The sequence below is a fragment of the Caballeronia sp. LZ043 genome (assembly GCF_031451075.1).
Taxonomy (GTDB): Bacteria; Pseudomonadota; Gammaproteobacteria; order Burkholderiales; family Burkholderiaceae; genus Caballeronia.
Map to the genome: position 1 here is coordinate 2,735,652 of NZ_JARUXT010000001.1, position 23,592 is coordinate 2,759,243.

At 64.6% G+C, this 23,592-nt stretch carries 20 protein-coding genes; 5 read left to right on the top strand and 15 right to left on the bottom strand.

Translation table 11 applies throughout. From position 1 onward, the window contains the following. Positions 1–4: 4 nt before the first annotated feature. The 11 genes from flgK to flgB form a co-directional block, all read right to left on the bottom strand. The gene (gene flgK, locus QCE64_RS12555) at positions 5–1,945 is read right to left on the bottom strand and encodes a flagellar hook-associated protein FlgK (protein ID WP_309919137.1); all 1,941 of its coding nucleotides are present in this window, start codon (positions 1,943–1,945) and stop codon (positions 5–7) included. A gap of 350 nt (positions 1,946–2,295) precedes the next feature. Further along, on the bottom strand, positions 2,296–3,048 hold the full coding sequence (locus QCE64_RS12560) for a flagellar regulator YcgR PilZN domain-containing protein (RefSeq protein WP_309919140.1): 753 nt from the start codon (positions 3,046–3,048) through the stop codon (positions 2,296–2,298). Positions 3,049–3,350: 302 nt separating this feature from the next. Next, positions 3,351–4,403, bottom strand: a complete 1,053-nt coding sequence (gene flgJ, locus QCE64_RS12565; protein ID WP_309919143.1) for a flagellar assembly peptidoglycan hydrolase FlgJ — start codon at positions 4,401–4,403, stop codon at positions 3,351–3,353. A 16-nt stretch (positions 4,404–4,419) separates the two neighbouring features. Further along, the gene (locus tag QCE64_RS12570) at positions 4,420–5,547 is read right to left on the bottom strand and encodes a flagellar basal body P-ring protein FlgI (protein WP_309919147.1); all 1,128 of its coding nucleotides are present in this window, start codon (positions 5,545–5,547) and stop codon (positions 4,420–4,422) included. A gap of 2 nt (positions 5,548–5,549) precedes the next feature. Then, a complete protein-coding gene (locus QCE64_RS12575) occupies positions 5,550–6,257 on the bottom strand; it encodes a flagellar basal body L-ring protein FlgH (protein ID WP_310003989.1) in 708 nt (235 codons plus the stop codon). Positions 6,258–6,333: 76 nt separating this feature from the next. After that, positions 6,334–7,122, bottom strand: coding sequence for a flagellar basal-body rod protein FlgG (gene flgG / locus QCE64_RS12580; protein WP_309919153.1), 789 nt, complete (start codon positions 7,120–7,122; stop codon positions 6,334–6,336). Positions 7,123–7,157: 35 nt separating this feature from the next. Then, positions 7,158–7,910, bottom strand: a complete 753-nt coding sequence (gene flgF / locus QCE64_RS12585) for a flagellar basal-body rod protein FlgF (RefSeq protein ID WP_310003991.1) — start codon at positions 7,908–7,910, stop codon at positions 7,158–7,160. Between the two features lie 33 nt (positions 7,911–7,943). Continuing rightward, positions 7,944–9,197 (bottom strand): flagellar hook protein FlgE, encoded by a 1,254-nt coding sequence (gene flgE / locus QCE64_RS12590; RefSeq protein ID WP_309919155.1) that lies wholly within the window; start codon positions 9,195–9,197, stop codon positions 7,944–7,946. 43 nt (positions 9,198–9,240) lie between these two features. Then, positions 9,241–9,966 carry a flagellar hook assembly protein FlgD gene (locus QCE64_RS12595; protein WP_309919158.1) on the bottom strand — a complete coding sequence of 242 codons (726 nt, stop codon included), beginning with the start codon at positions 9,964–9,966 and terminating at the stop codon, positions 9,241–9,243. 23 nt (positions 9,967–9,989) lie between these two features. After that, entirely contained in the window at positions 9,990–10,415 is a 426-nt protein-coding gene (gene flgC, locus QCE64_RS12600; RefSeq protein WP_035499295.1) for a flagellar basal body rod protein FlgC, read from the bottom strand. Between the two features lie 19 nt (positions 10,416–10,434). After that, entirely contained in the window at positions 10,435–10,914 is a 480-nt protein-coding gene (gene flgB, locus QCE64_RS12605) for a flagellar basal body rod protein FlgB (protein WP_309931312.1), read from the bottom strand. Positions 10,915–11,179: 265 nt separating this feature from the next. On the opposite strand from flgB, the gene flgA reads away from it, so the two are divergent. From flgA to flhA, 5 genes are all read left to right on the top strand, one after another. Beyond that, positions 11,180–12,469 (top strand): flagellar basal body P-ring formation chaperone FlgA, encoded by a 1,290-nt coding sequence (gene flgA / locus QCE64_RS12610; RefSeq protein ID WP_310003993.1) that lies wholly within the window; start codon positions 11,180–11,182, stop codon positions 12,467–12,469. Between the two features lie 190 nt (positions 12,470–12,659). Further along, positions 12,660–12,986, top strand: a complete 327-nt coding sequence (gene flgM / locus QCE64_RS12615) for a flagellar biosynthesis anti-sigma factor FlgM (protein ID WP_404987363.1) — start codon at positions 12,660–12,662, stop codon at positions 12,984–12,986. A 112-nt stretch (positions 12,987–13,098) separates the two neighbouring features. After that, the gene (locus QCE64_RS12620; RefSeq protein ID WP_309919168.1) at positions 13,099–13,533 is read left to right on the top strand and encodes a flagellar protein FlgN; all 435 of its coding nucleotides are present in this window, start codon (positions 13,099–13,101) and stop codon (positions 13,531–13,533) included. Between the two features lie 206 nt (positions 13,534–13,739). Then, the gene (gene flhB, locus QCE64_RS12625; RefSeq protein ID WP_309810790.1) at positions 13,740–14,948 is read left to right on the top strand and encodes a flagellar biosynthesis protein FlhB; all 1,209 of its coding nucleotides are present in this window, start codon (positions 13,740–13,742) and stop codon (positions 14,946–14,948) included. Next, positions 14,945–17,050, top strand: coding sequence for a flagellar biosynthesis protein FlhA (flhA, locus tag QCE64_RS12630; RefSeq protein WP_309919173.1), 2,106 nt, complete (start codon positions 14,945–14,947; stop codon positions 17,048–17,050). Before flhB ends, flhA begins: the two co-directional genes overlap by 4 nt. Here flhA and QCE64_RS12635 read toward each other — a convergent pair whose 3' ends face one another. From QCE64_RS12635 to gcvP, 4 genes are all read right to left on the bottom strand, one after another. Further along, on the bottom strand, positions 17,051–17,524 hold the full coding sequence (locus QCE64_RS12635; RefSeq protein WP_310003995.1) for a hypothetical protein: 474 nt from the start codon (positions 17,522–17,524) through the stop codon (positions 17,051–17,053). Between the two features lie 498 nt (positions 17,525–18,022). After that, complete coding sequence (locus QCE64_RS12640; protein WP_309919179.1) at positions 18,023–19,411, bottom strand: L-serine ammonia-lyase; 1,389 nt, start codon at positions 19,409–19,411, stop codon at positions 18,023–18,025. Positions 19,412–19,430: 19 nt separating this feature from the next. Continuing rightward, positions 19,431–20,537 carry an alginate lyase family protein gene (locus tag QCE64_RS12645; protein ID WP_404987334.1) on the bottom strand — a complete coding sequence of 369 codons (1,107 nt, stop codon included), beginning with the start codon at positions 20,535–20,537 and terminating at the stop codon, positions 19,431–19,433. Between the two features lie 115 nt (positions 20,538–20,652). After that, a complete protein-coding gene (gene gcvP, locus QCE64_RS12650) occupies positions 20,653–23,580 on the bottom strand; it encodes an aminomethyl-transferring glycine dehydrogenase (RefSeq protein WP_310003997.1) in 2,928 nt (975 codons plus the stop codon). Positions 23,581–23,592: the final 12 nt, after the last annotated feature.

The following is a 23,592-nucleotide window of genomic DNA, read 5'->3' on the forward strand; positions in this document are numbered from 1 at the left end:
TGCCTCAGTTGAACATGCCGAGCAGCGACTGGAACAGCGTCGCGGCGGTCTGGATCACCTTGCTGTTCGCTTGATAGAGCTGCTGATACTGAATCAGGTTGGCCGCTTCCTCGTTCAGGTTCACGCCCTGCACCGATTGCTGCGCCGTCGTGGCTTGCGAGAGCAGCGCGGTCTGCGCCGTGCTCGTCGCCTTGAGCTGGTTGGTCTGGTTGCCGATCGTGTTCACGTAGTTCGCGTACGAGCTCGTAAGCGTGTCGGTGCCGCCGTTGAACGACTTGGTCGAGACCAGGTTGGACATCGCGAGCGCGTTGCTGCCGTCGCTCGTGCCGCCCTTGTTCTGCGCGATCGTGAACGCGTCGTTGTCCTTCGGCGTGCCGCTGATGGTGGCGGAGATGCCGTTCGCCGTGACCGTCATGCCGTTCGACGCGTTGTACGGAATGGTCGTGCCCGCCGTGTAGCTGGTGCCGCCGACCGTCACATCGACGCTCGACGTGAAGCCGCCCGCCGACGCGCTGTACGTGAGCTTGATGTCCGACGGCATCGAGTAGCCGGTCGTGACCGTCGCCGACGAGATCGTCGCCGTGCCGGTGTTCGAGCTGCCCGCCGAGGTCACCGCCGGCGAAGCCGCGGCCACTGCGGCGCCGTTGGTCGTCGTGAGCTTGAACGCGTCGAGTGCGGCGCGCGTCGGCTGGATCGTGAACGAGTCGCCCTGCTTCACATCGGCGGCGGCCGGCACGGTGATCTTCAGGCCGTTGATGGTCTTGTCGGTGCCGGGATCGATCGTGCCGAGCGAGTTGCCGGTTGCCGGATCGGTCACGTTGAAGGTGGTGCCGTTGTAGGTGACGGCGAAGTCGTTGGTCGGCGGCTGCGTGCCGTCGACGATCGACGCGCTCACGGTGCCCGTGCCCTGGTTGCGCGCGTTGGTGACGATGTTCGGGCTGCCGGCCGCGAACAGGTCCGTGCCCTGGACACCGTTGAGGTCGAGGCCGAGCTTGTTCTGGCTGTTCAGCTGGCTGCTGAAGCTCGTGGCGATGGCGCCGAGCTGCGCTTCGGCCGGGTCGAGGGTCTGCGAGCGGAACGAAATGAGGCCGCCGACCACGCCGCCCGTGAGGGCCGAATCGTCGATGTACTGGGTGTTCGCGGGCGTCTGCGGCGAGCCGTCGCGGCTCTGGAAGGCGACGGTCAGCTCGCTCGGATCCGACGGCGAATTCACCGTTTGCAAGCCGTATTGCGTATTGCCGACGACGAGCGGCTGCCCGTTGCCGATGAACACGTTGTAGCTGTTGCCTTGCGACACGACCTGCACGCCGATCATCGAACTGAGGTTCGTGACGAGCTGATCGCGCTGGTCGAGCAACTGGTTCGGCTGCTGGCCGCCCGCCGTGGCGACGTCGATCTGCTTGTTGAGATCCGCGATCTGCTGCGAGTAGCTGTTGATCTGCGAGACCGCGCTCGTCAGCTGCGTGTTGACGCTCTGGCGCAGCTGGTCGTATTGCTCGCCCGCCGAATTGATCTGGTCGGCGAGCGTCTGCGCGCTGCTCATCAGCGACTGACGCACGGCGGTGCTGCTCGCCGAGTTCGCGACGGACTGCAGGCCGGAGAAGTAATTGGTGATGCCCGTTGCGATGCCCTTGGTCGGATCGCCCACGAGATTGTTGAGCTGCGAGATCAGCGAGTAGTACGTGCTCGCCGCGCTGCTCGACGCCTGCGTGTTGTTGACCTGGGTCGTCAGGTACTGGCTGTATTGACGCGTGACGGTCGTCGCCTGCACGCCATTGCCGAGATAGCCGGAACCGGTGTATTGGCCGGCCGCTTCCTGGTACTGGACCTTTTCGAGCGTATAGCCGGGCGTCGCGGCATTGCTGATGTTCTGACCCGTCGTCGTCAGGCCCCACTGGGCCGCATTCAGACCCGAAAGACCAATGCTGAAAATATTATTGGACATGCGTGAATCCTGTTGAGGCGGCGTGGAATCGAGCGCTGCCGCATGATTGCCTTGTATATCGGCCGGACGCCGGGGAAATTGAGCTTCACGCGTGGCTCGCATCGGGTTATCGGAGTGATCTTGAATTCGATGCAAACGCTGGACGCTTGTCGCGATGGGAAATTATCGACGGCCGATGTCAATCGCTATTGAGCGAAGAGCGCGGAGTTTACAGGTCAATTCTGCTGATTCGACGTGCGGTCGTTCAGATGGCCCATGAAAGACGATGCCCCTGGGCAAGACGGCAGTTGCCTGCCGCCCCGCACAGGGGCATGGAGCTGAATTACTCAGCCAGTTACGCCGCGAACGCGTTACTTCGCCAGCGAGCGCCGCTTCATCTCGAGCTGCGTGATCAGCCGTTGCAGCGTGTTTTCCGCCGATCCCGGCATCGACGTGAACTTGAAGCCGATCGTATAGCGGCGATCACCCTTGGGCGTCGTCGATTCGCGATGCGACACCAGCATCATGTCCAGCGTGACCTTGCCGTTCGCGCTGAAATGCAGTTCGGCATCTTCCAGCACGATGCCCATCTCCAGTCCCGCGACACGCTCATCCGTCGTGCGCAGCGCGACGCCGCCCAGCGAAAGGTCGTGCACCTCGAAGCGGAAACGCTCCCCGTCCGGAAGCACGCCCGTGCAGATGTAAGGATCGAGCACCGGCGCTTCGACGCGGAAGTACTCGCGCCGCTGCATGTAGTAGAGCACCGTGGGGAACTCGACTTCGAACGCGGGCCGGCCGTCGAAGACGGTTTCGCGCGGCCGGGCCGTGGTGAACTCGACGCGCACGCCTTCGGGCGCCGCATGAAAAACGAGCTTTTGTGCCGCCAGCACGCCGCGATTCTGTTCCGCGACGCCGCCCCAGTCGAAGGTGAAGCGATGCGCCGTCACATCGACGTCAAGCAGGCGGGTGACGATCTGGCCGTCGCCGTATTGCGCGGTGAGGAAGTCACCACGATTGGCGAGATTGCGCAGCGCAACGCCGATTTCCAGCGGATTGCGCCGTCCGAAATCAACGATCGGTGCAACATCATCGTCGGCAACGTCATGTTTTTGATTGGTGTTCATGGTGCTGGCCGTATTCTCTGTGCTCGCGCATTGCCCTTATCCCCGAACGCCGCGCGTCGCTCCAGGCCCCTATTGGTCCGGAACTTCGATTATTCAGGTTAGCGGCTTGCAGTTTTAAAAGTTTAGGGTTTGCCGGCGCAAAAAGTATGTGGTGCGCCGTCCCTTCGAACGTAAAACGTTTGCCGTCGCCCCAAGGCCGAACAATTGCATCTCGCCAGGATGTAGACGACAAACGCCGCCTTCCCAGCAAGAAGGCGGCCGCAACCATCGGGTGATTGAGCGCGAAGCCGCGCCCTGTTGCGTCAGACGATCTGTCGCATGATCGAGATGAGTTTCTTCGCGTATTGCGGATCGGTCGCGTAACCCGCTTTCTGCATGCCGTGCGCGAAGCCGGCCACGTCGCGGGACGCCTGGATCACCGGCGCGTAACGCGGGTTGGTGCTGATGACGCTGGCGTAGTCGGTCAGCGCGTGCTCGTACGAATCGTAGGCGCGGAACTTCTCCACGACCTTCTGCGGCCGGCCGTTCACGTATTCGGTCGTGACGGCATTGACCGTCTTGCCGGTCCAGTCCTTCGTCGCCTTGATGCCGAAGATGTTGTGGCTCGTCGAGCCGTCGGCGGCCTTGATCTCGCGCTTGCCCCAGCCGGATTCCAGCGCCGCCTGACCGATGATGAAGCGCGCCGGAATGCCCGTCGCCGCGCTCGCGGCCTGCGCCGGCGCAGCCAGACGGTCGACGAACGCATTGACCTTGTCCGAACCGTTGCCGCGCGCGGGCGGTTCGAGCGAATCCGCCGCCGAGTAGCCGCGGCCGGCGAGCGTGCTGTTCTTGTTGGCTTGCGCCGCCGCATACGCCTTCGCCATGGCGTTCATGGCCGCGAGATTGCCCGCGTTGGCATCGAGATCGCCGCCGCCCGACATGCCGCCGAGCGCCTGCATCGCGTTCATGGAGCCTGCCGCGCCGGCGCCGCCCGCGGCGTTCGCGCCGGTCTGCGTGCCGGAATTGCGCATGAGCTGCTTGAGCATCATGTCCGCGACGCCAATGCCCTTCGACGACATCTGCTGCGAAAGCTGCTGGTCGAGCATCGACGTGAACGACTTCGTATCGTTCGATTCGAACGGGCTGTCGGAAGGCGTCGCATCGCGCATGCTCTTCAGCATCATCTGCGTGAAGACGGCGTCGAACTGCTTCGCTGCTTCCTTGAGTCCCTGCTGCGGATTCGCGCCGGCCTGCGCGCGCAATGCGTCGAAACCTTGCGTGTCGAGCGCGAAACGGTTCGAGAGATTCGAGAGTCCGCCGCTCGTATCGGTCGATGCCAGCGCGCTGCTGGCGATTCCGTTCGGGTTCGCGTTCATGGGTTCTTATTCGTTATTAGATGATTTCGAGGTCGGCGCGCAAGGCGCCGGCGGCCTTCATCGATTGAAGGATCGAGATGAGGTCGGCCGGCGTCGCGCCGAGCGCGTTGAGCGCCTTGACGACTTCGGCGAGATTCGCGCCTGCGTTCAGCATCTTGAGCGCGCCGCTGTCCTGCTTGAGCTGGATCGACGACTCCTTCGCCGCCACCGTCTGCCCGTTCGAGAAGGCATTCGGCTGGCTCACTGCCGTCTTCGTGTTGATGACGACCGACAGATTGCCGTGCGCCACGGCGCAGTTCTGCAGCGTGACCATCTGGTTCATGACGATGGAGCCGGTGCGGGCGTTCAGGATCACCTTCGCGGCGGCCTGCGCCGGATGCACGTCGATGTTCTGCAACTGCGCCATGAAGGACACTTGCTGGCTCGGGTCCTGCGGCGCGCGCAACTGGATGGTGCGGCCGTCGAGCGCGAGCGCGGTGCCCGCGCCGAACAGGTTGTTGACCGCAGCGACGATGCGCTGCGTCGTGTCGAAGTCCATTTCACGCAGTTCCATCTGCATGACGCCGCCCTGCTGCTGCAATGCCGAAGGCACCGCCCGCTCGACGATCGCGCCCGCCGAGATGCGGCCCACCGCCAGCTGGTTCACCTGGACCTTGCTGCCGTTCGCGCTCGCGCCCGCGCCGCCGACGACGAGGTTGCCCTGCGCCATCGCATACACCTGGCCATCGGCGCCCTTCAGCGGCGACATCAGCAAGGTGCCGCCGCGCAGGCTCTTGGCATTGCCGAGCGAGGACACCGTGACGTCGATCGCTTCGCCGGGGCGCGCGAACGGCGGCAGCGTCGCGGTCACCATCACGGCGGCGACGTTCTTCAACTGCATGTTCTGCGTGGTGGCCGAGTTCACCGTGATGCCCAGGTTGCCGAGCATGTTGGTGAGCGACTGCGTCGTGAACGGCGTCTGCATGGTCTGGTCGCCGGTGCCGTCGAGGCCGACGACGAGACCATAGCCGATCAGCGGGTTGTCGCGCACGCCCTGGAACGAGACGAGGTCCTTGAGACGTTCGGCATGCGCGTGCGGCACGGCGCCGAGCGCGACGACGGCTGCGGCGAGCGAGAACGAGATGAAACGAAGAAGCGGATTCATGATCAGAACGGCGCGACGTTGAGGAAGAAGCGTTGGAGCCAGCCCATGTTCTCCGCTTCGTCGATGTAACCCTTCGCCGAGTATTCGATCTTCGCGTCGGCGACTTGCGTGGAGTAGACGGTGTTGCTGCCCGAGATGGTCGTCGGGTTGACGACGCCCGAGAAGCGCACGAATTCGTTGCCCTGGTTGATGAGCATCTGCTTCTCGCCGCTCACCATCAGGTTGCCGTTGGGCAGGACTTCCGTGACGGTCACGGTCAGCGTGCCGCTGAACGTGTTGGCCGCGCTGGCGCCGCCCGTTGCGGTGAACTTGTTGGCGCCGGTGGCCGAGAGCGTCGTGTTGTTGAACAGGCCGCCGAAAATGCCCGGCGTGGTCGGCACGGCGAAGGCCGCGTTGCTGCCGCGGTTGGTGTTCGCCGCCGAGGACTTCGTCGCGTTGACGTTTTCCGAGATCACGATGGTCAGGATGTCGCCCATGTTGCGCGGCCGCTGGTCTTCGAACAGCGGGCGGCCCGCATAGCCGGCGTTGTAGATCGCGCCGGGCGAACGCGTGCCGGTGGGCGGCTGCGGCGGACGCGCGGTCATCGGCTGCTGGATGATCGGCTCTTTCGGCACGAGGCCGCATGCGCCGAGCGCCGCGCCGAAGGCGGCAACCGTGGCGAGGCGCGAGGCATGGAGCGAAGCGCGCGCGATGAGGTGAAATGACGACATCGTGATAACTCGTATGAAGCGAAAGATGCGTCAGTGTGACGTCATCTTTCCGATTCTCATCCGTCGAATAAAGGGGTTAAACCTGCATTTGCGAGAGCGTCTGCAACATCTGGTCGGACGTGGTCACGGCCTTGCTGTTGATTTCGTACGCGCGCTGGGTCTGGATCATGTTCACCAGTTCCTGCACCACGTTGACGTTCGACGCTTCCACATAGCCTTGCTGCAACGAGCCCGCGCCGTTCAGGCCCGGTTGTGACACGTTCGGCGCGCCCGAGCTGCCCGTCTCAGAGAACAGGTTTTCACCGCGCGCTTCGAGGCCGGCCGGATTGATGAAGGTCGCGAGCTGGATCGCGCCGACCGTCGTGCTGGCCGACGTGCCCGACTGCGTGATCGACACCGTGCCGTCCGAACCGATCGTGATCGACGTCGCGTTCTGCGGAATCGTGATCGCCGGATTCACCTGATAGCCGCTCGACGTGACCAGCTGGCCCTGCGCATTCGTCTGGAACGAGCCGTCGCGCGTGTAGGCGGTCGTGCCGTCGGGCATCGTCACCTGGAAGAAGCCCTGGCCGTTGATCGCGACGTCCTTCGAGTTGCCCGTCTGCTGCAGGTTGCCCTGCGTGTACAGCCGTTCCGTCGCGATCTGCTGCACGCCGGTGCCGAGCTGCACGCCCGAGGCGAGTTCGGTCTGTTGCGTCGAATTCGCGCCTGGCTGGCGGGTGGTCTGGTACAGCAGGTCCTCGAACACCGCGCGCGAACCTTTGAAGCCGTTCGTGCTCACGTTGGCGAGGTTGTTCGAGATGGTGTCCATCTGCGCCTGCTGCGCATTCATGCCGGTCGCGGCGATGTAGAGAGAGCGATTCATGTTCTTTCGTGTCCTGTGGTGCTGGCGTGCGCCGCTTAGCTGAAGTTGAGCAGCTTGTTGGCCGACTGTTCGTTCTGGTCGGCCGATTCCATCAGCTTCGTCTGCATCTGGAATTGCCGGGCGTTGGTGATCATCGAGACCATCGCGGAGACGGGGTTCACGTTGCTGCCCTCGAGCGCGCCGCCGGCCACGACGACATTCGGGTCCGCGTCGGCGGGATCGCCGGTCGCGGTGCGGAAGAGCCCGTCGTCGCCGCGCGTGAGCGTCGCCGGATCGGGATTGACGAGCTTCAGCTGATCCACCACCGCGATCGCCGTCGGCGGGTCGCCCGGAATCAGCGCCGAGATCGTGCCGTCATGACCGATTGTCACTTCGGCGCCCGGCGGGATCGACAGCGGACCGCTGTTGCCGATCACCGGCAGGTCGCTCGCGTTGACGAGCTGGCCGTTCTGATCCACGTGCAGGTTGCCCGCGCGCGTGTAGGCCTCGCTGCCGTCCGCCGCCTGCACGGACAGCCAGCCCTGGCCCTGGATCGCGACATCGAGCGGATTGCCGGTCTGCTGGACCGGCCCCGCCGAGTAGTCCGCGGTGGGCGTCGACGACAGCACGAAGGTGCGCGTCGAGCCGTCGGCGGACTGGTTCTCGAACGACATCGGCACCTGGCGGAACGCAGCGAGTTGCGCCTTGAAACCCGTGGTCGACGTGTTCGCGAGGTTGTTCGCCACGACGGCCTGTTGTTCGAGCGCCTGGCTGGCGCCGGTCATCGCGGTGTAGATCAGACGGTCCATGAATCGCTTCCTTCGAGCCTATGCGTGCGCTGCTTACAGGTTGATCAGCGTCTGGTCGACGGTCTGCTGCGTCTTGATCGTCTGCGCGTTCGCCTGATAGTTGCGCTGCGCGGTGATCAGGTTCACGAGCTCGCTCGTCAGGTCCACGTTGGAGTTCTCCACCGCGCCGCCCTGCAGCGTGCCGTGGTTGGTCGAGCCGGGCACGGCGATTTGCGCCGCGCCCGACGCGGCGGTCTGCGCGTACACGTTGCCGCCCAGGTTTTGCAGGCCGTTCTGGTTGTTGAAGTTGGCGATGGCGATCTGGCCGAGGGCCTTGGTTTCACCGTTCGAATAGTTGCCCGTCAGCATGCCGTCGGTGCCGACCGTGAAGCCCGTCAGTTCGCCCGTGCTGTTGCCGTCCTGGTGCAGATTCGTGATGCCGCTCTTGGCGCCGTACTGGGTCGTGCCGGTCAGGTCGAGCGTCAGGGTCTGCGTGCTGTTGCCGGTCGGATCCGCGCCGTTGGGGATCGTGAAGGTGAACTGCCCCTTGTTGGCCGAGGTTACGCCGCCTGCGGTGTTCGCAGCCGTGCCGGTCAACGTGCCGGTGGAATCGAACGACACTGCGCCGAGATCCGTTGTCTGCGAGACAGGGTCGCCGTAGCCCGCATAGGCTTCCCACGTGCCGGTCTGGGTCTTCGTGAAGTACACGGACACTTTCTGCGTGCCGCCCAGCGTGTCGTACACATCCACCGAAGTCGATTCGTTGTAGGTGTTGCCGTTGGTCGGATCGAAGTTGAGCGTCTGGTTCGTGTCCTGCGAGTTCAGGTTGAACGCGGCCGTGATGCTCTTCGTCGCGGTCGGCTGGATGTTCGCCGTCGGCACCGACAGGGGAACCGTGCTCGCGCTGTTGACCACGCCGGACGAATCCGCCGCATAGCCCATCAGTTGCAGGCCCGCCGAGTTGACGATCTTGCCGCTGTCATCGAGGTGGAACACGCCGTTGCGCGAGTACACCACCGAGCCGTTGTTCGACAGCTGATAGAAACCGTTGCCGTTGATGGCGACATCGAGTGCCTGGTTGGTCGTCGTGATCGTGCCTTGCGAGAACTGCTGCTGCACTTCCGCCAGACGCGTGCCGATACCGATCTGGTTGCTGACGGCCGTGGCCATCGAGTTGGCGTACATGTCGGCGAACTGCGCCGAGCCCTGCTTGAAGCCGACCGTGTTCGAGTTGGCGATGTTGTTGCCGATGACGTCGAGGTCGCTCGATGCGGCGCCCAGACCGCTCAGTGCCTGTTGATAGCTCATGTGTTTCTCCGTGACGAGTTCGCGCTCGTCCTAAAAATTGAATTTAAAGAATCGAGGCGACGCTCGAGAGCGCCACGGTGGAACCGTTCGAAAGCTTGAGGCCCGGCGCGCCGCCGGACATCTGCACGACGCTCTGGACCTGCGCGGCCGACAGCGTCGTGGCCGTGGCCTGCTGGCCGTTGATCGTGCCTTGCGCGGTGATCGTGTAGGAGCCGTCGGCGAGCGTGGCGCCCTTCGAATCGACCGGCGTCCAGCCCGTCACCGGCACGACGCCCGCGCCCTGCGCGCCGAGGTCGAGCGTGTTGACGATCTGGCCCGAGGCGTTCTTCACGACGATCTGCAGGTCGCTCACATCGTTCGCCAGCTGCACGCCGAAGCTCGACGACTTGCCGCTCGCCACCGTCACGTCGCTGCCGGAGGACAGCACGTTGGAACCGATCAGCAGCGCGGCCTGCGTCTGCTGGCCGGCCGACAGCTGCGCGGCAAGCGACGACAGCGACGTATTCAACTGGCCGATGCCCGTCACCGTATTGATCTGTGCGAGCTGCGAGGTCATCTGCGAGCTGTCGGCGGGATTGGTGGGGTCCTGGTTCTTCAACTGCGTCACGAGCAGCGTGAGGAAGGTGTTCTGCAGGTCCGACGCCGATTGCGCGCCGGTCGCCGAGGTCGACGAAGACGTCGACGAACTCGACGACGCGCCGTTCATGGTGTCGAGCAGCGTCTGCGACACCGTGGTGCCGTTGCTGCCGATGGTTGTGCTGGTCGTCACGTTGCGTTCCTTGGATGTCTGTATCAGGTTCCGATGGTCAGGGTCTTGAGCATCAATTGTTTGGCGGTGTTGAGCGTTTCGACGTTCGCCTGGTAGGAACGCGACGCGGAAATCATGTTGACCATTTCCTGCACGGGGTCGACGTTGGGCAGCGTCACATAGCCGTCCGCGTTGGCCGCGGGGTTGCTGGGGTCATAGCTGGTCTTCATCGGGCTCGGATCGTCGATCACGCCGGTCACCTGCACGCCGCCGACCTGCTGGCCCGACGCGGTGCGCGCGCCGCCGAGCGGATCGACCGCGAACACGACCTGCTTCGCCTTGTACGGCTGGCCGTCCGGGCCGGTCGTGCTGTCCGCGTTGGCGAGGTTCGACGCGGTGACGTTCAGGCGCTGCGCCTGGGCGGACATCGCCGAGCCGGCGACGTTGAAGATGTTCATCAAAGAGGGCATGGTCTTTCTCCTGTCGTGCTTAGCTGTTCGACGTGATCGCCGACAGCATCGACTTGATCTGCGACGACAGCACCGTCATGCCGGCTTCGAAGTGCAGCGCGTTGTCGGCGAACTGCACGCGTTCGGCGTCGAGGTCCACGGTGTTGCCGTCCAGCGAAGGCTGGCTCGGCACGCGGTAGGCGAGCTTGCCGTAGTCGTCCGTCGAGCCGCCGGATGCGGCGAGCGTCGACGTGCCGCTCATGTGGCCTTGCGAAGTCACGGCCAGCGACGCGCTCGAGCTGAGGCTGACGGGCTGCGCCATCTTCAGCGTCGAGCTGTTCGACGCCGTGCCGTTCTGCTTCAGTGCGCCCGCGAGCGCGCTCGAGAATTCGACGTCGCGCGCCTTGTAGCCGGGGGTGTCGGCGTTGGCAATGTTCGACGACAGCAATTCCTGCCGGTACGCGCGCACGTCGAGCGCTTCACGGCCAAAGGCGAATTCCTTGTCGAGTCTGTCTAGCATTCCGGTTTCTCCTGTCGGCAGCGCCGAGGCCTTTTTGCATGACACGCATCTTAGGAGCGGCGCACAAGAACTAATCCGACGAATAACCGGGAAACGCGGCCTCTATTCGACGCTTGCACGCGCCCGCCGATATCTAGAATGCGTTTCGTGGCCGATGGCGGGCGTGCTGTGCTTCCCGTCCGGTTCCAGGCAGTTGCCGTGCAGTGCGCGGCTCGATTTATTCAGGCAATGCCGCGTTCAGTGCGCGGCGTCAGGGAGAGAAGGGATGAGCAGGTCCGCCAAGCGTGCATCGAACCCTACGGCTCGCGCCGCAGCGACGTTCACGCGCCGCACGCTGTGCGGGCTGGCGGGCGTCTCGCTACTGATGGCCGTCGCGGCGGGCGCATCCGCGCAGCAAAGCGACGGCATGATCGTCATTCCCGGCAATGCCGAGACCAATCCCGCCGCGACCGCCGACATGGCGAAGAACCTGGCGCCTGCCGCGCGGGTTTCGACGCCCGCGCCCTTGAGCGCCAGCGGTTATCGCGCAGCGACTCGCGCCGCCGACGCCGCGATGCGCAACGCCGCGCTCGAACTGGAAGTCCACGCCGACGCCGCCGATGATTCCATGAACGACGCCGGCATGATCGTGATTCCCGGCCCGGGCGAAGCGAAGCCGCCGGCCGCCGCCGCTCCCGTTGCGACGCGCGTCGCGGCTCCGGCGCTTGCCAAGGCGCCCGCTGTGGCCGCCTCGCGCGACGTGATGCCGGTAGTCGTCACGCGCGATGACGCCGCGGCTGGCCGAGCCGTCGATCCGCGACCGGTTGCGGCCGGCGTGGCGACGCCCGTCGCAGGGGCAGCCGCTTCGCCGATGCAGCGCGTCAGCTTCAAGCCTGCCGCCGCAGCGGCACCCGCGGCAGCGACGCTTCCGCCCGCGCCCGGCGCGCCCGCCACGATGCAGGACGGCGAGTCGATTCGCGCGGCCGCGCTGAACTTCCTCCAGCAACAGGCAGCCGGCTTGCCCGGCAAGGTCGACATCACGGTCACGCCGGTGTTTCCGCGCGGCCTGGCCGCGTGTTCGTCGCTCGATCCGTTCATGCCGACCGGCGCGCGCCTCTGGGGCCGCATGACGGTCGGCGTGCGCTGCGTCGGCGAACGGCCGTGGACGCTGTATGTCCAGGCGCGCGTGTCGGTCAACGCCACTTACTATCTGGCCGCGCGTGCGATCGCGCCCGGCGAAGTGCTGACCAACGCCGATCTGATCGCCCGCGACGGCGACCTCACCGCGATGCCGCAGGCCATCGTCACCGATCCGGCGCAAGCTGTCGGCGCAGTGGCGCTGTCGCGTGTGCCGGCAGGTTTGCCGCTGCGCACCGACATGCTGCGCGCCGCGAGTTCGGTGTCGATCGGACAGACCGTGCATGTGGTCACGGGCGGCGCCGGCTTTTCCATTTCCGCCGACGGCACCGCGATGAACAACGCGGCGCCCGGCCAGCAAGTACGGGTGAAAACTGCCGGTGGCCAGATCATCACCGGCGTCGTGAAGGACAGCCAGACGGTGGAAGTGTCCCTCTGAAGAGGGCGGTTTGCATGATGTGTTCGGTCCCCCACGTATGTTTCATTTTGTTGCAATTCGCGTCGATGCCCGCTGCATAAGGGTTTCCGGGCGATGAGCACGGCGAACACCAGTTGGCGCTCCTGAGGCAGGGTCAAGTTTTCGGGCACCCTGACCGATAAAGGACTCAACACGTTCGGGAATGGACATCGTGAAAATCGAATCGAATAGCAACACCACTCTGGCAGGCCTTCAAGACACCCTGCAGCGCGCGTCGCAGAACGACGCCAAAGGTGCCGCGAGCACCGTGCAACAAGCGGGCGCAAACCCGGCAACGAATTCGAAAGTGAGCTTGTCGTCCTTGTCGACGGACCTGCGCGCATCGAACGGCTCGGACATCGATACGGCGAAAGTCGAGTCGATCAAGGCCGCGATCCGCGACGGCAGCCTGACGATGGACCCGGCCAAGATCGCCGACGGCATTCTGAGCACGGCGCGCGATCTGCTGCAAACGAGAACCCCGCCGACCGGCGGCTGAACGCAGTGAGCTCGACTCGCCTGTCATGGATGGACAGGCGCGTCATGGCGGCGGCGTTCGCGGACCGGGCGGCTTTTTAAAACCCGCTTTTCAGCGTATCCAGCGAGCCGCAATGAGAGACGCCCTGCTTGCCACCATCACCGAAGAAGTCGCTGCTGTTCAGGCCTTCGAATCCCTCCTCGCCGACGAGGAAAAAGCGCTGATCGCCGCGCAGCCGCTTCCGGCGCTTCCCGGCATCATCGAGAACAAGACCGCGCTCACCGAACGCATCTCCAGTCTCGAAAAGACGCGCGACGAACATCTGAATGCATTGGGCTTTCCGGCCGGTTTCATCGGCATGGAAGCCGCCGCCGCCGGCGATGCCGCGATTGCCGAGCAATGGGCGCTGCTCACCGCCGCCGCCCGTCGCGCGAAACAAGGCAACAACAATAACGGCGTGCTGATCCGCACGCGCATGGAATACAACCGCAAGGCGCTCGCCGCGATGCAGGTTGCGCCGTCGCGGGCCGGGTTCTACGGCCCGGACGGCCGCGTGCCGGGCGCCTGATCCGGACATTGGTAGCCTTCAGAACGGCGCGTGTCTCATGCGGGACACGCGCCGCTTTCTTTTCCGCGCTTTCATCTAGCGAATAACCCCCTTTTCCCCGGCCTTATCCTCCGATGGCCGCTCGACGCCTTCCGCAATAATCCCTGACATCGAAAAGCGGCTTCGTGCCGCTCGCACGGATTGGACACGGAACGGAGCAAGGCCCGGTGGCAGAAGAAAGCGATCTCGAAAAAACCGAATCAGCCACTCCCAAGCGCCTGGAAAAGGCGCGGGAGGAAGGCCAGGTTGCGCGTTCTCGTGAACTCGCTTCCTTTGCGCTGCTGGCGGCGGGCTTTTTCGGGGTCTGGGGCTTGTCCGGCCCGATCAGCGGGCATTTGCAGTCGGTGTTGCGGGGTGCTTTCACGTTCGATCATGCCACCGTGCTCGACACGCGTCAGATGATGATCGGGGCCGCGAACGCCGGCAAGGAAGGCATGCTGGCCGTGCTGCCGGTCCTGCTGCTCACGTGCTTCGCCGCGCTGGCCGCGCCGATGGCGCTCGGCGGCTGGCTGCTCACCACCAAGCCACTCGCGCCGAATTTCGGCCGCCTCAATCCGGTAAGCGGGCTCGGCAAGATCTTCTCTTCGCAGGGCCCGGTGCAGCTGGGCATGGCGATCCTGAAAACGGTCGTGGTCGGCGGCATGGCGGGCTCGGCAATCTGGAGCCGCCGCGCCGAAGTGCTCGACCTTCTGACCAAGCCGCTCAGTCTCGCGCTCGCCGATGCCATGCACCTCATCTTCGTGTGTTGCGGCATGGCGATCGGCGGATTGTTTCTGGTCGCGGCCGTGGACGTTCCGTACCAGCTGTACTCGCACGCCAAGAAGCTGCGCATGAGCAAGGAAGAAGTGAAGCGCGAGCACAAGGAGAACGAAGGCGACCCGCACATCAAGGGCAAGATTCGTCAGCAGCAGCGTGCGGCCGCGCGTCGCCGGATGATGCAGGCGATTCCCACCGCCGACGTGATCGTGACGAACCCGACTCACTTCGCGGTCGCGCTGAAGTACACGGACGGCGAGATGCGCGCACCGAAGGTCGTCGCGAAGGGCGTGAATCTCGTGGCCGCGCGCATCCGCGAACTGGGCCGCGAAAACAACGTGCCGCTGCTCGAAGCGCCGCCGCTGGCGCGTGCGCTGTATCACAACGTCGAGATCAATCGCGAGATTCCGGGCGCGCTGTATGGCGCGGTGGCGCAGGTGCTGGCGTGGGTCTACCAGCTGAAGCGCTACAAGGAAGACGGCGGTATCAAGCCGGACCAGCCGTCCGATCTCGACGTACCGAAGGAACTCGACAAAGGCGGCGTTTCCGACGCCGACGCCGATCAGGAAGCTGAAGAAGCCCTGACCGGCGACAACCCTGACAATGGAGCCGCCGCATGAACGCGCGCGCTGGATTTTTCGCCAAACGGCCTGACGCGCTGGGCACGCAGAACCTTCGAGCCCTCGCCGGCCCGATCCTGATCTGCATGATCCTGGGCATGATGATCCTGCCCTTGCCGGCGTTCCTGCTGGATCTGCTGTTCACCTTCAACATCGCGCTCGCGGTGATGGTGCTGCTCGTCAGCATGTACACCCAAAAGCCGCTCGACTTCGCGGCGTTCCCGAGCGTGCTGCTGTTCTCCACCTTGCTGCGCCTGTCGCTGAATGTCGCGTCGACGCGTATCGTGCTGCTGGAAGGCCACACCGGTCCGGATGCGGCCGGCCAGGTGATCGAGTCGTTCGGTCACTTCCTGGTGGGCGGCAACTTCGCGGTGGGTATCGTCGTCTTCGTGATTCTGATGATCATCAACTTCATGGTGATCACGAAGGGCGCGGGCCGGATCGCCGAAGTGGGCGCGCGCTTCACGCTCGATGCCATGCCCGGCAAGCAGATGGCCATCGACGCCGACCTGAACGCCGGCCTCATCAACGAGGAAACCGCGAAGAAGCGCCGCCAGGGCGTGGCGCAGGAAGCCGAGTTCTACGGTTCCATGGACGGCGCGAGCAAGTTCGTGCGCGGCGACGCCATCGCGGGCTTGCTGATCATGGTGATCAACGTCGTAGGCGGGCTGATTGTCGGCATGCTCCAGCACGACATGGACTTCAGCCACGCGGCGACCAACTACACGCTGCTGACCATCGGCGACGGCCTCGTGGCGCAGATCCCTTCGCTCATCATCTCGACGGCAGCCGGCGTGATCGTGTCGCGCGTCGCGACCGAGGAAGACATCGGCACCCAGCTGACGGGACAGTTGTTCCAGAATCCCCGCGTGCTGATGATTACGGGCGTGATCATCGGCATCATGGGCCTGATCCCCGGCATGCCGCACTTCGCGTTCATGCTGCTCGGCGGCGGCCTGATCTATGCCGCGCGCTCGATGAACAAGCGCGCCGAAGCGAAGAAGAAAAGCGCCGTCACCGATGTCACACCGCTCGCTGCAAGCGCGGCGGCCACCTCGGCCGAGAATGCGGAAGCCAGCTGGGAAGATGTCGCGCTCATCGATCCGCTCGGACTGGAAGTGGGCTATCGCCTGATTCCGCTCGTCGACAAGAACGCCGATGGCGAACTGCTCAAGCGCATCAAGGGCATCCGCAAGAAGTTCGCGCAGGAAATCGGCTTTCTGCCGCCGGTCATTCATATTCGCGACAATCTCGAACTGCGCCCGAACGGCTACCGCATTGCGCTGAAGGGCGTGGAAGTGGGCGTGGGCGAAGCGTTCCCGGGACAGTGGCTCGCAATCAACCCCGGCCAGGTTTCGGCGGCACTGCCCGGCGCCCAGACGCAGGACCCGGCGTTCGGCCTGCCGGCGGTGTGGATCGACACCAATCTGCGCGAGCAGGCTCAGGTGTACGGCTACACGGTGGTGGATGCGAGCACGGTGGTCGCGACGCACCTGAATCATCTGGTGGTCACGCACGCGGCCGAATTGCTCGGACGCCAGGAAGTGCAGGCGCTGCTGGAGCGCATCGGCAAGGACACGCCGTCGCTCACGGAAGACCTCGTGCCGAAGGTGATTTCGCTGACGACGCTGCAAAAGGTGCTGCAGAATCTGCTCGACGAAAGCGTGCCGATCCGCGACATGCGCACCATTCTCGACGCGCTTCAGGAACACGCTCCGAAGCTTTCCGACGCTCACGACCTGACTGCCGCGGTGCGTCTTGCGCTGGGCCGCGCGATCTCGCAGCAATGGTATCCCGGCAACGACGACCTCCAGGTGATGGGACTCGATCCGACGCTGGAGCGCGTGTTGTCGCAGGCGTTGTCCACCGGCACGAATCCGGGACTGGAGCCCGGACTCGCGCAGACGCTGATGAACTCGACCCAGAACGCGATGATGCGTCAGCAGAACCTCGGACTGCCGCCGGTGCTGCTGGTGCAACATTCGCTGCGCGCGATGCTTGCGCGCTTCCTGCGCCGCAGCCTGCCGCAGCTGAAGGTGCTGTCCTATGCCGAAGTGCCCGATACGCGCAACGTGAAGGTGGTCAACCTGATTGGCGCGTAATCAGACGACGGTGAATCTGCGCTCCTGCGCCGACGTGTCCGAGATATACAGTCTGAGCGGATGGCCCTCGTCATCCAGATCCGCTTTCGCAAGGAAGCAGATGGAATGGCGGGAAGCCATGGCCTCGACGTAGCGGTTCTTAGGGCGGTTGAACGCGGGATCGACCACGATGGCGGGAAGCCGCGCACTGCCTCCTTCGAGCGTGACCCGGCACGCGCCGGTGGTCATGTCGAACTGCGAAATCACGCCGACATAAGTCTCGAGATGCTCCGAGAGCTTGCGTCCCGCGTGTGCAAAAGTCCGCTTGTGCGTGCGATTCAGGCTCATGAAACACGCGCCATCCAGGTGGAGGTCGATGCGCTCGCATGAGCGCTCGATAGGACTCAGCGCCTGACGCGCGGCGGGTTGCAGGATGTCGGTGAGCTTGTCGATGGAGGCCATCATCTTGTCGACCGTCGTGGCCAGTCTGGTCATGTTGAGTTCGTTGCTCAGCATCGACCGTTGCAATGCTTCATTCAGGTATTTCATATTGCCTTGATCGCGTCGGGATAGAACGTACTGAATCACGGCGGCAAGCACAGCGCCAAACGCACCAGACCACAGTTCCTTGCTCGTTGCCATGCTTTTCACCATTGCCAGGACTTCGAAACAATGATGCTCGTCTACCGGGAGCGAGACGACACTGACATCGAGTGCATCGAAGTGAAAGGGCAGTCTACCCGTCGCGAGCACGCTCGCACATAGCGAAATGACGCGCGCGAAGCCTTGAATCGATTCTCCCAGCTGATTCAGATCTATCTCATGCGCGATAGCATCATAGCCTTGATAGCGAACGCTGAGAATGCACAGTTTGTTTTCGATGTTGCCACGTGCGACGTCAAGCATTGTTTGCTCCGCATGCCAGTTATGACGTCATGCTAAGCAACTGAGGCGGATTCGAACATCCACCGAACGGCCAGCTTGCGCCGGGCCTCAACACTCGACAATATTCACCGCAAGCCCGCCGCGCGACGTTTCCTTGTACTTGGTCTTCATGTCGGCGCCGGTTTCGCGCATGGTCTTGATCACCGAATCGAGCGAGACATAGTGCGAACCGTCGCCGCGCATCGCCATGCGCGCCGCGTTGACGGCCTTCACCGAGCCCATGGCATTGCGTTCGATGCAGGGAATCTGCACCATGCCGCCCACCGGATCGCAGGTGAGCCCGAGGTTGTGCTCCATGCCGATTTCCGCTGCGTTCTCCACCTGCGCGGGCGTGCCGCCGAGCACGGCCGCGAGGCCGCCCGCCGCCATCGAACACGCCACGCCCACTTCGCCCTGGCAGCCCACTTCCGCGCCCGAAATCGACGCGTTCATCTTGTAAAGGATGCCGATAGCCCCGGCCGTCAACAGGAAGTCGATGATGCCCTGCGGGTTCGAGCCAGGCACGAAGCGGTCGTAATAGTGCAGCACGGCCGGGATGATGCCGGCTGCGCCATTGGTCGGCGCGGTCACGACGCGTCCGCCTATCGCGTTTTCCTCGTTCACCGCGATCGCATAGAGGTTGATCCAGTCGATCATCGACAGCGGATCGCGCAGCGCCAGCTCCGGCTTGCTCGCCAGCGCCTTGTACAACTGCGGCGCGCGGCGCTTCACCTGGAACGGTCCGGGCAGATGCCCTTCGGCTTCGGGATTGCCGATGCCGCAGCCCCGCGCGACGCAATCCTGCATCACGTCCCAGATGCGCAGCAGGCCCGCGCGGATCTCGTCCTCGCTGCGCCAGACGCATTCGTTTTCCCACATCAGCCGGGCGATGGAGTGCCCCGACTCAACGCACATCCTCATCAATTCGTCGCCGGTCTGGAACGGAAACGGCAATTGCTCGTGCGCCGTCAGCACCGCGGTATTCGCCGCGCCCGCCGTCACCACGAAACCGCCGCCCACCGACAGATAGGTGGCCTCGCGCAGCAACGCGCCGCTTGCATCGAACGCGTACAGCTTCATGCCGTTCGGATGCTCGGGCAGTGCCTGCCGGTAGAACGCGATGTTCTCCCTGATCGTGAAGGGCAGCTTGTGATGGCCGAGCAGCGCCAGTGTCTTCGACGCGCGCACCTGGTCGAGACGCGCCGAAATCGTGCCGGCATCGACGGTATCGGGCGCGTCGCCCATCAGGCCCAGCATCACGCCGCGATCGGTGCCATGGCCCTTGCCGGTCGCGCCGAGCGAGCCGTACAACTCGCATTTCACCGACGCCACCGCGTCCAGCAGCGCGTCGCGCTCGAGCCCCTGGGCGAACAACAAGGCCGCGCGCATCGGACCGACCGTGTGCGAGCTCGACGGTCCGATGCCAATCTTGAAGAGGTCGAATACGCTGACTGCCATGACTGCTCCTGCGTGAGAGTTAGCGCGCCGGCAGCGGCAGACACACCGCGAGCCACGCGGGCGGCGTCGGCGCGAGCCGCAGCGCCACCGGCGCGTAGCGGCCGTCGAGACGCGCCGCCAGATGAAAGAGTTCTGCCGCGTTTTTAGGATCCCACGGACCCGAGAAGCCCGGCAAACCGGCCTCGCGGCGCTTGGCGTCGAAAGGGACGGTCGAACGCACGAATTCCTCGTGCGTCTTCGTGCCGAGCGCATACGGCGTGAGCCAGTTGAGCGCGACAGCGAGCGTCGCCCCCGACTGCGCGCGTTCCGGCAGCCAGTTGCGGTTGTGGCGGCGCGCGGCCAGCGCCGCCGTGACGAGCGGCTGAAGGTCGTAGGTCACGTAGTGAAGCGCATCGCGTTCGGCGAAATCGACCGTCGAGCCATCCGGCGCGATGTTGTCGCCGATATGCTCGACGAACAGCCGCTGCGCCGCGTTGATGAGCTTGCGGTCGTCGATGGTGAACGCGCCCATCGCCACCAGTTTCACGCGATGACTCTGCCAGTTGTTGCGATACGTGCCGGTGAGCGGACGCGGCTGCTTGTCGATGTCGTTGATGTAACCGGTCACGAGCTTCGTGATGAAGGCGTTCGCGGCATTGCGCGTCTTGACCGGCAGCGCGCTCGCCGTCAGGTCGTAGGCGAGGATCAGCGACTCGAAGTTGGTCTCGTCGATCGGGTTGAAGCTCGGCTGATACGTGGTGGTCCACGCGAACAGGAAACGGTCCACCAGACGCAGGTACCGCTCGTCGCCGGTGGCGCGCCAGGCGAGCGCCGCGTCGCGCATCAGGCTTAAGTCCTTCTCGGCCTCGATGCTCTCGTCGCGAATGCCCTCGTGCGGCAACGTGCCCTCGGTGTGCAGCTTCGCGCGCGCCTTCGGCTGGTCGTTGACGTGTGACTGAACCATCTTCACGAGCGCCCGCACGCCGGGATCGGCATTGGTGCGCTCGCTCGTCTGCATCGCGGGCGCGGCGCAGAAGTTCATCGCCGCATGCGCAGCCGGCGCGGCCAGCGTCAGCGCGCACAGCACAGCCAGCCGTTCGCGTGGCCTGAAACGGCCTTCGTTCACCTCTCGCACCTTCGGCGCCATGCGTACTCCTTGATTGGCTTGGGTCCGGGGTGTGATGTTAGCCGTTCTGACGCGCACCGCAAAACCGCCCGACAATGCTTGACCATTCGGGCGGCTCGCCGGCTCTAGGCCGTACTCATTCAGCGTAATCCGAAATCGGTACGCATGAACACATCAGGTTGCGGTCGCCATAGGCGTTGTCCGCGCGGCCCACTGGCGACCAATACTTGCGCGTCACCAGCGACTTGAGCGGATACGCTGCCGCCTCGCGCGTGTACTTGTGGTCCCACGCGTCCGCCGTGACGACTGCGGCGGTGTGCGGCGCGTGTTTCAGCACGTTGTCGTCGCGATCGGCGCGGCCTTCCTCGACGGCGCGAATCTCTTCACGAATGGCGATCATCGCGTCGATGAAGCGGTCGAGCTCTTCCTTCGATTCGGATTCGGTCGGCTCCACCATCAGCGTGCCGGGGACCGGGAAGCTCATGGTCGGCGCGTGGAAACCGTAGTCGATCAGGCGCTTGGCCACGTCTTCCACCGAGATGCCGCTGGATTCCTTGATCGGACGCACGTCGAGAATGCACTCGTGCGCGACGAGCCCGCCCGCGCCGCTGTACAGCACCGGATAGTGCGGCGCGAGGCGCTTCGCGACATAGTTGGCCGCGAGGATCGCGCTTTCGGTGGCGGCCGTCAGGCCTTGCGCGCCCATCATCGCGATGTACATCCAGGAGATCGGCAGGATGGCAGCCGAGCCATACGGCGCCGACGACACAGCGCCGATGCCCGCTTCGTCGCGCTGGTAGCCGGTCGAGACCTGATTGGGCAGGAACTTGGCCAGATGTGCGCCGACCGCGACCGGACCCACGCCCGGTCCGCCGCCGCCGTGCGGAATGCAGAAGGTCTTGTGCAGGTTCAGGTGCGAGACGTCGCCGCCGAACTGGCCGGGCGCGCACAGGCCGACCATCGCGTTCATGTTGGCGCCGTCCACGTACACCTGGCCGCCGTGCGCGTGCACGATCTCGCAGATTTCCCGCACATTGCGCTCGAACACGCCGTGGGTCGACGGATACGTGATCATGATCGCCGCGAGATTCGCCGAATGCTTTTCGGCCTTCGCCTTCAGATCGTCGATATCGACGTTGCCGTTCGCATCGCACGCCACCACGACGACCTGCATGCCGGCCATTTGCGCCGACGCCGGATTCGTGCCGTGCGCCGATGCCGGGATCAGGCACACACTGCGATGACCTTCGCCGCGCGACTCGTGATACGCATGAATGATCAACAGGCCGGCGTACTCGCCCTGCGAGCCGGCGTTCGGCTGCAAGGACACCGCCGCGTAGCCCGTGCATGCAACCAGCATCTGTTCCAGCTGATCGATCATCGTGCGATAGCCGACCGTCTGTTCGGCAGGCGCGAACGGATGAATCTGCGCAAACTCGGGCCACGTGACCGGCAGCATTTCCGACGTGGCGTTGAGCTTCATCGTGCAGGAGCCGAGCGGGATCATCGTGCGGTCGAGCGCGAGATCCTTGTCCGCGAGGCTGCGCAGATAGCGCAGCATTTCATGCTCGGAATGGTGTCGATTGAAGACCGGGTGCGTCAGGTAGTCGCTCGTGCGCTGCAGTTCGGCCGGCAGTGAAACGGACGCAGCTTCGTCGAGCGCGTCGATGTCGAACGTTTCGGTCTTGCCCGCGACTTCCGCAAACAGCGCGAACAGCTTCAGCAAGTCATCGCGCGTCGTGGTTTCGTCGAGCGACACGCCCACGCACGTCGCGCTCACGCGGCGCAGATTGACGTGCGCGGCGTAGGCGGCCTGATGCAGCGCGGTCGTGCTGGCGCCGCTTTCGATCGTCAGCGTGTCGAAGAAGGATTCATTGGCCAGCGTATAGCCCAGCTTGCGCAGACCGCCCGCGAGGATGGACGCGACCCGGTTCACCCGTTGCGCGATCGTCCGGAGACCCTGCGGGCCGTGATAAACCGCGTACATGCTCGCCATGATCGCGAGCAGCGCCTGCGCCGTGCACACGTTCGAGGTCGCTTTTTCGCGGCGGATATGCTGTTCGCGCGTCTGCAGCGCGAGACGCAGCGCGGAATTGCCCTGCGCGTCGACGGTCACGCCTACAAGACGGCCCGGCATCTGGCGCTTGAATTCGTCGCGCACCGCCATGAAGGCGGCATGCGGGCCGCCGAAGCCGACCGGCACGCCGAAGCGCTGCGTATTGCCGATGGCCACGTCCGCGCCCCACTCGCCCGGCGGCGTGATGAGCGTCAGCGCGAGCAGATCCGCCGCCGCGATCACATGACCGCCCGCGGCGTGAATCGCTTCGGCGAGCGCGCGGTAGTCGTGCACGTCGCCGTTCGCGCCCGGATACTGGAGCAGCACGCCGAAGGCATTCGCACTCGCGGCGTCCGCGGCGGGACCGACCTTCACTTCGATGCCCGCCGGCTTCGCGCGCGTCTTCACCACTTCGATGGTCTGCGGCAGGACGTCGTCGGCGACATAGAACACGTTCGACTTCGGCTTGCCCACGCGTTGCAGCAGCGTCATGGCTTCCGCGGCGGCGGTGGCTTCGTCGAGCAGCGATGCGTTCGCCATCGCAAGGCCGGTCAGGTCCATCACCATCTGCTGGAAGTTGAGCAGCGCCTCGAGACGGCCTTGCGAGATTTCCGGCTGATACGGCGTATAGGCCGTGTACCACGCCGGGTTTTCGAGCACGTTGCGCAGGATCACGCCCGGCGTGTGCGTGCCGTAGTAACCCTGGCCGATGTAAGTCCGGAACACCAGATTCTCGTCCGCCAGCTTGCGCAGCGACGCGAGCGCTTCCGCCTCGCTTTTCGGCTGCGTGAACGCGCCGAGCGGCAACGTTTCCTTGCGGCGGATCGATTCAGGAATCACCGCGTCGATGAAGGCCGCGCGCGAGGCGAAGCCAAGCGCGTCGAGCATCGCGCGCTGGTCTGCTTCATCGGGGCCGATGTGCCGTTCCGCAAACGCGTCGTGGCGTTCGAGCGCGGCGAGTGACAGGGAGGTGCGGTTCATCAGGCGATCCGGGTGTTCGAGCTTCATGAGAATTCCTGC